Origin of the sequence: Yoonia vestfoldensis DSM 16212 (assembly GCF_000382265.1) — a bacterium.
GTDB classification, from domain to species: domain Bacteria; phylum Pseudomonadota; class Alphaproteobacteria; order Rhodobacterales; family Rhodobacteraceae; genus Yoonia; species Yoonia vestfoldensis.
On the sequence record NZ_KB907982.1, the window covers coordinates 97465 to 110051 of the forward strand.

Annotated in this window: 12 protein-coding genes; 7 read left to right on the plus strand and 5 right to left on the minus strand. The window is 61.0% G+C overall.

Going from position 1 to position 12587, the window contains the following annotated elements:
- Positions 1–14: 14 nt before the first annotated feature.
- The 3 genes from H147_RS0111675 to H147_RS0111685 all read right to left on the minus strand — a co-directional run bounded on the left by H147_RS0111675 (position 15) and on the right by H147_RS0111685 (position 2381).
- Positions 15–1553: a flagellin N-terminal helical domain-containing protein gene (locus tag H147_RS0111675; protein ID WP_026352455.1), complete on the minus strand. Its 1539-nt coding sequence runs from the start codon at positions 1551–1553 to the stop codon at positions 15–17.
- 200 nt (positions 1554–1753) lie between these two features.
- Complete coding sequence (locus H147_RS0111680; RefSeq protein WP_245541138.1) at positions 1754–2080, minus strand: flagellar protein FlgN; 327 nt, start codon at positions 2078–2080, stop codon at positions 1754–1756.
- 7 nt (positions 2081–2087) lie between these two features.
- Positions 2088–2381 (minus strand): rod-binding protein, encoded by a 294-nt coding sequence (locus tag H147_RS0111685; RefSeq protein WP_019955558.1) that lies wholly within the window; start codon positions 2379–2381, stop codon positions 2088–2090.
- Positions 2382–2486: 105 nt separating this feature from the next.
- Here H147_RS0111685 and H147_RS0111690 point away from each other — a divergent pair, with 105 nt between their 5' ends.
- A complete protein-coding gene (locus H147_RS0111690) occupies positions 2487–3761 on the plus strand; it encodes a flagellar hook-length control protein FliK (RefSeq protein ID WP_081625851.1) in 1275 nt (424 codons plus the stop codon).
- Between the two features lie 9 nt (positions 3762–3770).
- Positions 3771–4427 carry a flagellar hook capping FlgD N-terminal domain-containing protein gene (locus H147_RS0111695; RefSeq protein ID WP_051108207.1) on the plus strand — a complete coding sequence of 219 codons (657 nt, stop codon included), beginning with the start codon at positions 3771–3773 and terminating at the stop codon, positions 4425–4427.
- 505 nt (positions 4428–4932) lie between these two features.
- On the opposite strand, the gene ubiB is transcribed toward H147_RS0111695, so the two are convergent.
- On the minus strand, positions 4933–6462 hold the full coding sequence (gene ubiB / locus H147_RS0111700) for a 2-polyprenylphenol 6-hydroxylase (RefSeq protein WP_019955561.1): 1530 nt from the start codon (positions 6460–6462) through the stop codon (positions 4933–4935).
- A 1-nt stretch (position 6463) separates the two neighbouring features.
- Positions 6464–7216, minus strand: a complete 753-nt coding sequence (gene ubiE, locus H147_RS0111705) for a bifunctional demethylmenaquinone methyltransferase/2-methoxy-6-polyprenyl-1,4-benzoquinol methylase UbiE (RefSeq protein ID WP_019955562.1) — start codon at positions 7214–7216, stop codon at positions 6464–6466.
- A gap of 85 nt (positions 7217–7301) precedes the next feature.
- Between ubiE and mutM the strand changes: the two genes are divergently transcribed.
- The 5 genes from mutM (at position 7302) to dnaN (ending at position 12566) form a co-directional block, all read left to right on the plus strand.
- The gene (mutM, locus tag H147_RS0111710; RefSeq protein WP_019955563.1) at positions 7302–8153 is read left to right on the plus strand and encodes a bifunctional DNA-formamidopyrimidine glycosylase/DNA-(apurinic or apyrimidinic site) lyase; all 852 of its coding nucleotides are present in this window, start codon (positions 7302–7304) and stop codon (positions 8151–8153) included.
- 62 nt (positions 8154–8215) lie between these two features.
- Positions 8216–8992 carry an enoyl-CoA hydratase gene (locus tag H147_RS0111715; RefSeq protein WP_019955564.1) on the plus strand — a complete coding sequence of 259 codons (777 nt, stop codon included), beginning with the start codon at positions 8216–8218 and terminating at the stop codon, positions 8990–8992.
- A gap of 147 nt (positions 8993–9139) precedes the next feature.
- Positions 9140–9403: a 30S ribosomal protein S20 gene (gene rpsT / locus H147_RS0111720; RefSeq protein WP_019955565.1), complete on the plus strand. Its 264-nt coding sequence runs from the start codon at positions 9140–9142 to the stop codon at positions 9401–9403.
- Between the two features lie 587 nt (positions 9404–9990).
- Positions 9991–11334, plus strand: a complete 1344-nt coding sequence (dnaA, locus tag H147_RS0111725) for a chromosomal replication initiator protein DnaA (protein WP_019955566.1) — start codon at positions 9991–9993, stop codon at positions 11332–11334.
- Between the two features lie 113 nt (positions 11335–11447).
- Positions 11448–12566, plus strand: a complete 1119-nt coding sequence (gene dnaN / locus H147_RS0111730) for a DNA polymerase III subunit beta (protein ID WP_019955567.1) — start codon at positions 11448–11450, stop codon at positions 12564–12566.
- Positions 12567–12587 lie beyond the last annotated feature (21 nt).

Sequence of the window (12587 nt, forward strand, 5' to 3'; positions counted from 1 at the left end):
CCCTTTGTGCGGCCTTACCTGAACAGCGACAGGATGGTCTGCGGTGCTTGGTTCGCAATCGACAACGACTGAACACCAAGCTGCTGTTGCACTTGCAAAGCCTGCAACCGCGCAGAGGCCTCTTCCATGTTGGCGTCGACCAATGCGCCGATGCCCGACCGAAGCGAATCCGTCAGTTGCGAGATGAAGTTGGACTGGGTGTCGATCCGGCCCTGGCTTGAGCCAAACGCCGCGGCTGCATCGATTGATGTGTTGATCATCGTTTCGATGTTCGAGAGTGCCGCTGAAACCTTGCTTTCCTCCGTCACGTCCAGCTTGTTGAGCCCGACCAGGCCGCCGGTTGCGGTGCCACCGGCCGCCCCTGCGTCTGAGAGGGTCAGCGCAGTACCGTCATTGTCGATTTGCAGCGACCAAGCGCCGGTCGTTGCATCCTGACGGACGTTCGTGCTGATGTCGGCCAGGCCAGCGCCATCAATGATCGACTTCAGGCCGCGCGCGACGTCTTCGAACGTCTCACCTTTTCCGGCGATATAGTCGAAGTTCATGCTGCCGATGCTTGCGCGATACCCGTCGCCCTCTGCCACGCCGGCGGTCGCCGAAAACGTAAGTTCCGATGCGCGCGCTGTAATGGTTTGGGTGTTGGTGGTCGCGGCTGCAGCCGTGACACCATTCGCCTGCAACGCAAATGTTGCTGCTCCGCTTCCGCTGGTGTTCACGGTGACGTCGTCGAATTTGGATACCGAATCGATCGTGATGACGGCACCTGTGACACCGGCGCTGACCCCTTCGATGCCAGCAGCGTTGATTGCTGCCGTCAGACCGGCCGCCAGATCGTTGACGGCGGTTGTTGTCGTCACGAACGTTGCCGTCTTGCCAGCGACCTGGAAGGTGTATGTCTCTCCCGCGACGATCGTGCCGGCGACCGTTGCCGCCAATTGGTTCGCGCCGTTGGAGAATGCATCGCCTGTTCCGCCGGGCGCAATGTTACCCCCCAGCGTGGTGGTTACGTTGCCTCCAAGATCGGCACCTGTACCGTAAACACCGGCATCAAAGCTCAGGTCCTGCCGCGCCACCGTGATGTTGCTTGCCGTCACAGTTCCGTCGCTTGCGCGGTCGAGCGAGGAAAGCACGTCGACATCGTCAGAGCCTTTGAGCAAGTTCAGGCCGTTGAATTGCGCTGCACCAACCACAGATTTGATTTGGTCGGTCAAAGCCGTGATATCGGCCTGCAACTTGCTCCGATCCACGTTCTTGCCCTGTGCGGCGACGATTTTCTCTTTCATCGAGGTCAGTAGGTCGGTCACCGTTTCCGCGCCGTTTCGCGCCACAGCCACCGAAGACTGCCCGAGCGAAAGGCTCTCAGAGATGGCTTTAAAGCCACGAACGTCGGATTCCATGACCTTCGAGATTGCCCAGACGGCGGAATTGTCTCTTGCTGATCCCACCTCTTTGCCGGTGGAGATCATCGACTGTGTCTTGGTCAGGTCGTTGTTGATGGATTTGAGGGTTTGCAGCGCGACCATCGCGCCGTTGTTCGTCAGAATACTGGACATGAATGTCGGTCCTTTAGGGGGCGCTTTGCGCCTGATTGGTTCAGAAATCTGCAGATTTGCAGGTTGACGCGCCATTCTGACGTTGCTTCGGTCACCGCGGTGTCCGTCACCTGCCGTTCGGGCAGTGCCTTGGACTTAAGCGCCGTAGCCTGAACAACGGATTAACGCCAAAGGTGGAAATTCAGCCCATTTGAATGAAATTATGCCTTTTTCACCAATTCGGGGCGCGAAACCGGGGCAACGGCAAACTGCCCCGACTGATCGTAGACTTGCAGCCCGTCCCGCACCGCCTGCAATGCAGCAAGCCGTACCCGGGCTGCGCTGATGCCCTTGATTGCGGCAGCCAGAAGGGACTGGTTCCTGGCAAGCAACCGCCCGATCGTTTGCAGGTCGCCAGTCGCCGTTGGTATGTGTTGCAGATGGGTCAACAAATCTTGCTTGCGCCCAGCAAGGTCATCAAGCACCGCGTACTCCCCCGCGATGATGGCTGCGGTTTCGGTTTCAAGCAATGCCACCAGATCGGCCAATGAGTCGTCACGCATCGGCGGACAGCTTCATCGCGTTGAACAGGGATTCGGCCAGACCGATGCCCCCTGATTTCGCAAGTTCAAGTGATTGGGCGTCGCGGAGAAAGGACGAAAACTGGTCTTCACCGATTCCCCCACCGAACGCGGAACGGCTGGCACCAAGACTGGCAGATTTCAGCATTTCTGCCAGAAACGTCGCTTCCAGCTTTTGGGCGGCTTCGCGTAGTTTGTTGTCAGCACTCAGCGATTCTGGCAGCGACACCGGCCAGCGGGGGGGCGGCAGTACAGGAATGGCGGTCATGTTCGGCTCCGTCTGGAATTTTTTTCAGACTGCGGCAAAGCTGTAAACATTCAGTAAGTTTCTTGTGCCAAAAACAGCGCGTGACCACATCGGACAGGAAACCGAATGTTAGTGCCTCTGTTGGTGCCTTCTGCGCCTGCCCCGCAAATTCCGCCGCCCGGGGCCGTTGCCGCCGACGGTCAAGACGGTTTTCAACTTGCCTATGACGCGTTGGTTGACGCGCTTGTGCCCGAACAGCCCCTTGGTGCCGATGCGGCGTTGCCCGTGCCCGATCCAACCGATTTTCCGGCGCTTGATCCGACCCAGCGCCTCCCGTTCGACGATAGTGATGGCGCCGCTGAAATGCCGGCGCCTGAACGCGTGACCGTCGCCAATGTGACGCCTGTTCCGGCAGACATCCTTCCGAAAGCAGCGCTGCCGGACCGGTCGGCCGACGACCCGCGGATGCCGATGAAAATGACGCAGCATCTTTTGGTCCAGATGATGTTCGACCGGCCGGTTGCCGCGGCGACGCAGCAGGTCGACGGCAGGACATTGCCTGTGTCGCCTTCCGGGTCATTGGCCGGGTTGCAGCAGGGCTTGCTGACGGACAAAACCGCGCGGGGCGGGGTGCATGATGAGGCTGCTGGCAATGCCCCGCAACCCGGCGCCACGGCCAAAGCCGCCACCCCACCGGTTCCTGCGATCCCGTCCGTCGCGGTGCCAGCTGCTCTCGCTGCGCCATCAATCGCGTTACCGACGCCCGCAGTTCCCCCAGAACCGGACATACCGCGATCGGCACCACCTGTCGCCGTGCACGACCAACCGACACAGCCGCTGCCCGTCGTCGCCGGCATGCAGCGCCCCGAACCGGCGGTCGCAGCGGTGAAACCGCCGGCGCCCAAGGTCGGCCTTGCGATGGGTGCGGACCCGTCGGACACGCCATTCGGTCTTTCCACCGACACGGCGTCGGTCGTCGGGGCGGCAAAGACCGGGGACTTGCATGGTGCGCCGACTGTTGCGCGCCATGTTGCCCAGCAGATCGCCGTCACCGTGACGCAGACTGCGGGGCAACCCACGGAAATCGCCCTGAACCCGGAAGAACTGGGTCGTGTCCGGATGAGCATGTCGACGAGCGATGGCACCCTGATGTTGCATATCACTGCGGATCGGCCTGAAACGACAGACTTGTTGCGCCGCCACATTGATACCTTGGCGCAAGAATTTCGCAGCTTGGGGTATAACGACATCACGTTTGATTTCGGCGACGGCCGGAAGCCGGGCCAGGATGGCCGTGATGCAGACCCGCTGACCGAACACCCCGACAATATGTCTGGCACCGTTGAACCGGAACCCACCGCAACACGGCGGGTGACCGTCGGCCTTGATCTGCGCTTGTAAGGAGAGATGATGGAAATCGCCCAGACCGCCCGCCCTGTGACAATCGATCCGGTCCAACCGGCAGCAAAGACGAAGATCAGTTCCGATTTCGAGACATTCCTCAGGATGCTTACAGCACAGATGAAAAATCAGGATCCGCTCAATCCTGTTGAATCCAGCGATTTCGCAACCCAGTTGGCGACCTTTTCCGGTGTCGAACAGGCCGTGCTGACAAATGACCTGCTCAAAGCCTTGTCGGCGCAGATGGGTGTCGCGGGGCTTGCCGATCTTGCAGGGTGGGTAGGCAAGGAGGTGCGCGCTGCCTCACCAGCCTATTTTGACGGGACCCCCGTCACACTTTACCCGAACCCCATGATCCTTGCCGATGCCGGCGAAATCGTGGTGCGCGACGCCAGCGGGATGGAGGTACAGCGCTTTGCGTCCCCGCCCACCACGGACCCGGTGCAATGGAACGGTCTTGGGGCGGGCGGCTTTCCACTTCCGCCGGGCGTGTATGATTTCGTCTATGTCAGCAAGATCGATGGCCAACCAATGGGTGAGGCTGCTGTGGACGTCTATAGCCGAGTGACAGAGGTTCGGTCTGAAGGTGGACAGACAAACCTGATCGTCAAAGGGGGTATTGCGATACCGGCGGGTGACGTCACAGCGCTGCGCGCATTGTCCTGACCCTTTTGGCGAAGGCCCTTGGCCATCCCGGCGCTCGGCACATCGACGCAGGATGATGCGCATCGCGCTTGCGGCAAGAAACGCAAGAAGAACACTTGCATCGCGGGCGTCGCGCTTCACGGCAGTGCCGATCAGATACCCTGTCGGACAATTCCGGCCAATCGGGTCATCCCTGCAATCGTCGTCGGGGGCAGCGATGATGCACTGATTTTGGCAGGCGTCACGTCGCTCACGGTGCATGATGTCGTCGGGATCGTGACCTGTCCCTGCACATTTCCAGAGATGCCGAGGATGTCACGCGCAACGCCCGCGGTCTTAAGCACTGTCCATGCGCAGCGCGGGCGACGAAAAGACCGACCGATCACGAGCCGGGGCTGTGGCGGCTGTCTGTCCCCGCCGGTGCGCAAGGCAACGCCGTGCTTTCTTTTGCAGGGCCGCGCGCAATCGCGCATCGTGAGGCATCGGCCAGGGCAGCGACAGGCTGCGGCTTTGCGCTGTATTGGGATCAGATTATCTGGCCGAGCCACATCGCGCCGCCCACCAGAACCCCGCCAAGCGCCATCCACGACAGCCGCGCAATGCCGCGTTGCGGTTTCGGTTCCGGCGGGGGGTTATTCAGGCGGATCAGGGCCTGTTCCGCCAAACGCGGCAATTGCGGACCAAAGCGTGACAGGATCATCGCCGTGCGCCCCAGATCGCGCAGCAGCGCCTTTGGTCCGATGCTCTGCTTGATGTAATCCTCGACCACGGGTTTGGCGACTTCCCAGATGTTCATCCGCGGATCAAGCGAGCGCGCGACACCTTCGACCACCACCATCGTGCGTTGCAGATGGATCAGTTCGGTGCGGGTCTCCATGCCAAAGCGTTCGGTCACTTCGAACAGATAGGACAAAAGCCGCGCCATCGAAATGCGGCTGGCATCCATGCCGAAGATCGGCTCACCCACCGCCCGCAGGGCACGGGCGAATTCATCGACGTCGCGGTTCGGCGGGACATAGCCTGCCTCGAAATGGACCTCTGCGACGCGCTGGTAATCCTTGCGGATGAACCCGAACAGGATTTCGGCATAGACGCGGCGGGTATATTCGTCGATCCGCCCCATGATCCCGAAATCATAGGCGATGATGTCGCCATTAGCGCTGACCTTCAGGTTACCCTGATGCATGTCGCCATGAAAATAGCCGTCGCGCAGCGCGTGATTCAGGAACAGCCCCAGCACGCGGTTCGCCAACACCCGCCGGTCATGCCCCGCCGCATCAAGGGCTGCATTGTCACCGATCCCGATCCCTTCGGCCCAGTCCAGCGTCATGACCCTGCGTCCCGAGAGATGCCAGCGGACCTGCGGCACGGTGAAACCGGCGTCATCCTTTGTATTGGCGGCGAATTCTGCGGCGGCAGAGCTTTCCAGCCGCAGGTCAAGCTCGCCCATCACCACACCTTCGAAATGCGCGATCACATCCATTGGCCGCAACCGGCGCGACGATGGCGACAGGACCTCGATCGTGCGGGCGACAAAGTAGAAGGCGTCGATGTCGCGCCGAAACGCGCGTTCGATGCCGGGGCGCAGGATCTTGACGGCGACGGCCTCGCCGGTGTCAGCCAGATGGGCCTTGTGGACCTGCGCCAGCGATGCGGCGGCAACAGGGGCGGAGAAGGTGGAAAACAGTTTTTCCACCGGCATCCCCAGCTCTCGCTGGATTTCGGCCTTCGCCTCGGCCATCGAAAAGGGCGGCATCTTGTCCTGCAGCACGCGCAACTGCACCGCCATGTCATCGCCGACGACATCCGGCCGGGTCGACAGGATTTGCCCGAATTTGATATAGGCGGGGCCAAGCGCCGTCAGCGCGCGGGGCGCGGGCGGCATGGCCGGATCGCCCTTGTAGCCCAACCATTGGAACGGCCAGACGAGCGACCGCAGGGTGGCACGCAGGAACGGACCGACGTCGAAAGCGTCAAGGATCACCTTCATCGCGCCGGTGCGTTCCAGCGTGGCGCCGGTCCTGATCAGCCGGATGATGTTGTGAGGTCCGCGCACCCTAGAGTTTCCACCCCGAATGCAGGGCGGCGACGCCCATCGTCAGGTTGCGGTATTTCGCATTGCCGAAGCCCGCGTCGCGGACCATGCCAAGGAACGTGTCCTGATCGGGGAATTGTCGGATCGATTCGACGAGATACTGGTAACTGTCGCGATCGCCCGCGATGATCTGGCCCATCCGGGGGATCACGTTGAAGGAATAGGCGTCATAGGCCGCCTGCATCATCGGGTTGGGGATCTGGCTGAATTCCAGCACCATCAGCCGCCCGCCGGGTTTCAGCACGCGGTACGCTTCTTTCAGGGCATCCTGCGGCCGCGTCACGTTTCTGATCCCGAAGGAGATCGTATAGACGTCGAAGGTGTTGGCCTCGAACGGCAGCGCCATCGCGTCGCCCACCACCCAGTCAAGGCTGTCGGACATTTGCGCCGCCTCGGCGCGTTTGCGCCCTTCGATCAGCATGGGTTCGGTCAGGTCAAGCACGGTCGCATGCCCGCGCCCTGCCCGTTTGAGGAACCGGAACGACACATCGCCGGTCCCGCCTGCGACGTCCAGCAAACGCTGGCCTGGCCGCGGGGCCAGCCAATCCATCATCGCGTCTTTCCAGAGACGGTGGATCCCGCCGGACATCACGTCGTTCATGATGTCGTATTTGCTGGCGACAGAGGAAAACACGCCCTGCACGCGGCCTGCCTTTTCATCTTCGCGGACGGTGTCGAAACCGAAATGGGTCGTCTTGTCTGTCTCGTCGGTCATCGGGGCTTGTGGTCCTTTGCGCTCGTCCCAACTATAGGGCGCAGAGAGAGGCTTACAACGCCGACCCGCCGATAGAAAGTGCGCCATGCCCGAATTGCCCGAGGTTGAAACCGTCAAGGCCGGAATAGCCCCCGTCATGGCAGGGCGGGTGATCGCGCGGGCCGAGGTTAACCGCCCTGATCTGCGCTGGCCGTTTCCTGAAAACATGGCGGATCGTCTGACCGGGCGGCGTGTGCTTGGCCTGCGGCGGCGGTCGAAATACATCCTTGTCGATCTGGACAGCGCAGAGACGTTGCTGATCCATCTGGGCATGTCGGGGCGGATGCTGGTGTCGGGGGCGGCGCAGGGTGCGTTCTATCACCCGCATCCGGCACCCGCGAAACACGACCATGTTGTGTTGCATATGGACGGCGGCGCGCGGATCACCTTCAACGACGCCCGCCGTTTCGGCGCGATGGACCTGATGCCGACGGCGGCACAGGACGATCACTGGCTGATCCGCGATCTGGGGCCGGAACCCTTGGGCAATGCGTTCGACGAAACCTATCTGATCGCACGGCTGAAGGGGCGCAATACGCCGGTCAAATCGGCCCTGCTCGACCAGCGGATCGTGGCGGGGCTGGGCAATATCTATGTCTGCGAGGTGCTGTTCCGCGCGGGCATTAACCCAAGGCGCAAGGCGGGCCAAATCGCGGCGCGCCGTGTGGCGACGCTGGTGCCCTTGATCCGCGACGTGTTGAACGAGGCGATCGCGGCGGGCGGGTCCAGCTTGCGGGATTACCGCCAAAGCGACGGTGAACTGGGCTATTTCCAGCACGGGTTTCAGGTCTATGACCGCGAAGGCGCCCCTTGCCTCACGCCTGATTGTGGCAGGCCGATCAGCCGAGTCGTGCAATCGGGTCGGTCGTCTTTCTTTTGTGCGCAATGCCAAAGATAACTTGAACGATGCGCAGCCTTTGTTAAGCACAGAGGTCTGACCATCAGCAAAAGGACGGCAGCATGGCCTATGAGACTATCATCGTGGATATGCGCGACGACGTGGCGACCATCACGCTGAACCGGCCCGATGCCCTGAATGCGCTGAACGGCGATCTGCTGCGCGAATTGTGCACCGCGCTGGAAGAGGCTGACGCCAGCGACAAGGTGCGCTGCATCATCATCACCGGATCCGAAAAGGCCTTTGCGGCCGGTGCGGATATTTCCGAGATGGCGGATAAATCATTCGTCGACCTCTACACCACGCGGTTCTTCGAGAATGAAACCGACCGCTTCAACCGCACGCGCAAGCCGATCATCGCTGCTGTTGCGGGCTATGCGCTGGGCGGTGGGTGTGAACTGGCGATGATGTGCGATTTCATCATCGCTGCCGATACCGCAAAATTCGGCCAGCCCGAGATCAACCTTGGCGTCATCGCGGGCCTTGGTGGCACGCAGCGCCTGACCCGTTTCGTGGGCAAGGCCAAGTCGATGGACATGCATCTGACCGGCCGTTTCATGGATGCCGCCGAGGCTGAACGCAGCGGGCTGGTCAGCCGCGTTGTCCCTGCCAAGGATCTGCTGACCGAAGCGCGCAAGTCGGCTGCCAAGATCGCCGCAAAGTCCCTGATCGCGGCGATGGCCGCCAAGGATGCCGTCAACCGCGCCTATGAGACGACGCTGGCCGAAGGGCTGCAATACGAACGCCGCCTGTTCCAGTCGCTGTTCGCGACCGACGACCAGACCGAAGGCATGACCGCCTTTCTGGAAAAGCGCGAGGCGCAGTTCCGCGACCGCTAAGATTTCGGGTTTCCTTCGGGGCAAAACTGCACTAAGGCGAAGCGCACATGCGCGAGAGGCCCGCCTAGGCCAGAATCACCGGTACTGAACCCGGTCGGGGCTTTTTGCGCTTAACAGAACATTTTGACCCGACGAAGGGAAAGACCCATGGCAAACTCACCACAGTCCAAAAAACGGGCCCGTCAGAACGACGCCCGTTTCCAGGTTAACAAGATGCGCCGTTCGCGTATCCGCACATTCCTGCGCAAAGTCGAAGAGGCGATCACCTCTGGCGATCAGGCCGCAGCGATCGCAGCTCTGCGCGCGGCGCAGCCAGAACTGATGCGCGGCGTGACCAAAGGCGTCGTTCACAAGAACACTGCCGCGCGGAAAATGTCGCGCCTGTCCGCACGGGTCAAGGCAATCGGCTGATCCACGGGCCACATCCGACCAGAATCGACGAAGACGCGCCCCATTCGGGTGCGTCTTTTTTTATGCAGGTGTTGCACCACTGCCGAGATTTTGGCGGAAAACAAAGCGGACGAAGATTCTTTTCAGGCAAAGTCAGAGTCAAGCACGTTGTTCTGTTGAAGCGGCCCCAAACCCCTTGCTAGCTTGACGATGCGATTCACATCGTTCCGGGGGGACATGGGGGGATCGGTCCGATCTGATACGCTGAAACCCGTTCTTTGGGCTGCGGCTGTCAGGTATTCGGGGACCGACCCCATGCAAATGTGACAGGGGTAATCTGCGCAAGCGGGGGGCGCCCGACATTTGTGTCTGCTTGGTCATTAGGGGCTGCTCCTTGATGACCATCGCTATCATGTCTCTCTTCATCTGCCGTTATGGCCGCGACCTGACGTCGCGTGCCGTCAATGGACCGTAGTTTGGCAAAGCGTATTCCGGTCGGAGAGGGACACTCCGAGCGTACGGATCGCTTTTGCCGGGTGCGATGTGTGGTCGTTTAAAGGTGTGCGGCTCTGCGGTGGGGTTGTGCGGGGTTTAGGGTAAAGAAAAGAATGACGAACGATATCTGGGCAAAGGTGCTGCTTTCACTGAAGGGGGCCCTTGGGGTCAATAATTTCTCCAACTGGATCGAACCCCTGGAATTCTCTCGCTTGGCGGAAGGTGTCGCCGTTTTTCATGTCCCGACCAATTTCATCGGCAATTACGTGTCCCAGAATTTTGGGGACCAGATCATATACCATCTGAGCCAGCAGGGCGAAGACGTGCAGCGCCTGCAATTCAAGGTGCCTGCGATGGCGCAGACGGCCCCGAAACCCGCGCCCAAGCCTGCGACGCGGACTGCCAGCGTCGATGAAATCTCTGGCTCACCTCTGGATGCGCGGTTCACGTTCGATACGTTTGTCGTCGGCAAGCCCAACGAATTGGCCCATGCCGCCGCGCGCCGCGTGGCCGATGGCGGGCCTGTGACCTTCAACCCGCTGTTTCTTTATGGCGGCGTCGGGCTGGGCAAGACGCACCTGATGCATGCCATCGCGCATGAATTGCAGCGCCGGTCGCCGGAACTGAACGTGCTCTACCTGTCCGCTGAACAATTCATGTACCGTTTCATTACCGCGCTGCGCGAACGCAAGATGATGGATTTCAAACAATTGTTCCGGTCCGTCGATGTGCTGATGGTCGATGACGTGCAATTCATCGCGGGCAAGGACAGCACGCAGGAAGAGTTTTTCCACACCTTCAACGCGCTGGTGGACGGCCACAAGCAGATCATCATTTCCGCCGACCGCGCGCCCGGCGAGATCAAGGACCTCGAAGACCGTATCCGGTCGCGCCTGCAATGCGGGCTGGTTGTCGATCTGCACCCGACCGACTATGAATTGCGCCTTGGCATTCTGCAATCCAAGGTCGAGGCGTTCTCGGCGCAATACCCCGGTCTCGCGGTCGCCCCCGGTGTGCTGGAATTCCTTGCGCATCGCATTTCGACCAACGTGCGCGTGCTGGAAGGCGCGCTGACCCGTCTATTCGCCTTCGCATCCCTGGTCGGCCGCGAGATCAATCTGGAACTGACACAGGATTGCCTGTCCGACGTGTTGAAGGCGTCGGATCGCAAGGTCACAGTCGAGGAAATCCAGCGCAAGGTGTCCGAACATTACAACATCCGCCTGTCCGACATGATCGGGCCAAAGCGCGTGCGCAACTATGCCCGCCCCCGGCAGATGGCGATGTATCTGGCCAAGCAGATGACCAACAGGTCCCTGCCGGAAATCGGGCGGCGGTTCGGCGGCCGCGACCACACGACCGTCATGCACGGCGTCCGCAAGATCGAGGAACTGAAACAGCTGGACAGCCAGATCGCGGACGATCTGGAACTGCTGCGCCGTGCCTTGGAAGCATAGCCGCGCTTGACGCTGGGACCTGCATCAGAAACAAAACACTTGAGGCCGCGCCGGAATGCAGTAGATTTCGCGTCCCGGCCTTGTCCGGCAACAGGATAGGCGGAGATTGGGACATGAAATTCAGCATTGAACGCGCGGTATTGCTCAAGGCGGTCGCGCAGGCCCAATCCGTCGTCGAACGGCGCAACACGATCCCGATCCTTGCCAACGTGCTGATCGAGGCGCAGGGCGACGAAGTGCATTTCCGCGCCACCGACCTTGATATCGAAATCGTCGACAAGGCACCCGCCAAGGTCGAACGCGCGGGTGCCACGACCGTATCGGCAGTGACCCTGAACGAGATCGTGCGCAAGCTACCCGATGGCGCGCTTGTCAGCCTGACCGAGGAAAGCGCGACAGGCCGCCTGACGATCGAGGCGGGGCGGTCCAATTTCTCGCTCGCGACGCTGCCCAAGGAAGATTTCCCCGTGATGGCCTCGTCCGATTACGCGGCCAATTTCTCGGCCAAGGCCCCCGTGCTGCGGCGGCTGTTCGACAAGTCCAAATTCGCGATCTCGACCGAAGAAACACGCTATTACCTCAACGGCGTCTACATGCATGTGGCCGATGGCGAAAACGGCAAGGTGCTGCGCTGTGTCGCGACCGACGGCCACCGTCTGGCGCGGATCGACGCGGAACTGCCGATGGGTGCCGAAAGCATGGCCGGCGTGATCGTGCCGCGCAAGACCGTGGGCGAATTGCGCAAGCTTCTGGATGATGACGACATGAAGATCGCGGTGTCGGTGTCCGAAACCAAGATCCGCTTTGCCACGCCCGATATCACGCTGACCTCCAAGGTGATCGACGGCACCTTCCCCGATTACACCCGCGTCATCCCGCAGGGCAACACGCGCAGGCTGGAAGTCGACGCCAGCGAATTCGCCCGCGCCGTGGACCGCGTGGCGACCGTGTCGTCCGAACGGTCGCGCGCCGTGAAACTGTCGCTGGACGAAGACCGCTTGATCCTGTCCGTCAATTCGCCTGATTCCGGTGCCGCCGAGGAAGAACTGGCCGTCGCCTATTCCGACGAACGGCTCGAAATCGGGTTCAACGCCAAATACCTGCTGGAAATCGCGAGCCAGGTAGACCGCGAGAACGCCGTTTTCATGTTCAATTCCTCGGGCGATCCGACCCTGATGCGCGAAGGCAACGACATGTCGGCGATCTATGTCGTCATGCCGATGCGCGTGTGACGGGGCGCAAAATTCTTCGCG

Bases quoted from the DNA above. Each gene is read 5' to 3' on its own strand.
- H147_RS0111685 (WP_019955558.1), bottom strand. From the start codon at position 2,381: ATGACCGCCATTCCTGTACTGCCGCCCCCCCGCTGGCCGGTGTCGCTG.
- ubiE (WP_019955562.1), bottom strand. From the start codon at position 7,216: ATGACCGACGAGACAGACAAGACGACCCATTTCGGTTTCGACACCGTC.
- H147_RS0111695 (WP_051108207.1), top strand. From the start codon at position 3,771: ATGGAAATCGCCCAGACCGCCCGCCCTGTGACAATCGATCCGGTCCAA.
- H147_RS0111690 (WP_081625851.1), top strand. From the start codon at position 2,487: ATGTTAGTGCCTCTGTTGGTGCCTTCTGCGCCTGCCCCGCAAATTCCG.
- mutM (WP_019955563.1), top strand. From the start codon at position 7,302: ATGCCCGAATTGCCCGAGGTTGAAACCGTCAAGGCCGGAATAGCCCCC.
- H147_RS0111715 (WP_019955564.1), top strand. From the start codon at position 8,216: ATGGCCTATGAGACTATCATCGTGGATATGCGCGACGACGTGGCGACC.
- H147_RS0111675 (WP_026352455.1), bottom strand. From the start codon at position 1,553: ATGTCCAGTATTCTGACGAACAACGGCGCGATGGTCGCGCTGCAAACC.
- dnaA (WP_019955566.1), top strand. From the start codon at position 9,991: ATGACGAACGATATCTGGGCAAAGGTGCTGCTTTCACTGAAGGGGGCC.
- dnaN (WP_019955567.1), top strand. From the start codon at position 11,448: ATGAAATTCAGCATTGAACGCGCGGTATTGCTCAAGGCGGTCGCGCAG.
- rpsT (WP_019955565.1), top strand. From the start codon at position 9,140: ATGGCAAACTCACCACAGTCCAAAAAACGGGCCCGTCAGAACGACGCC.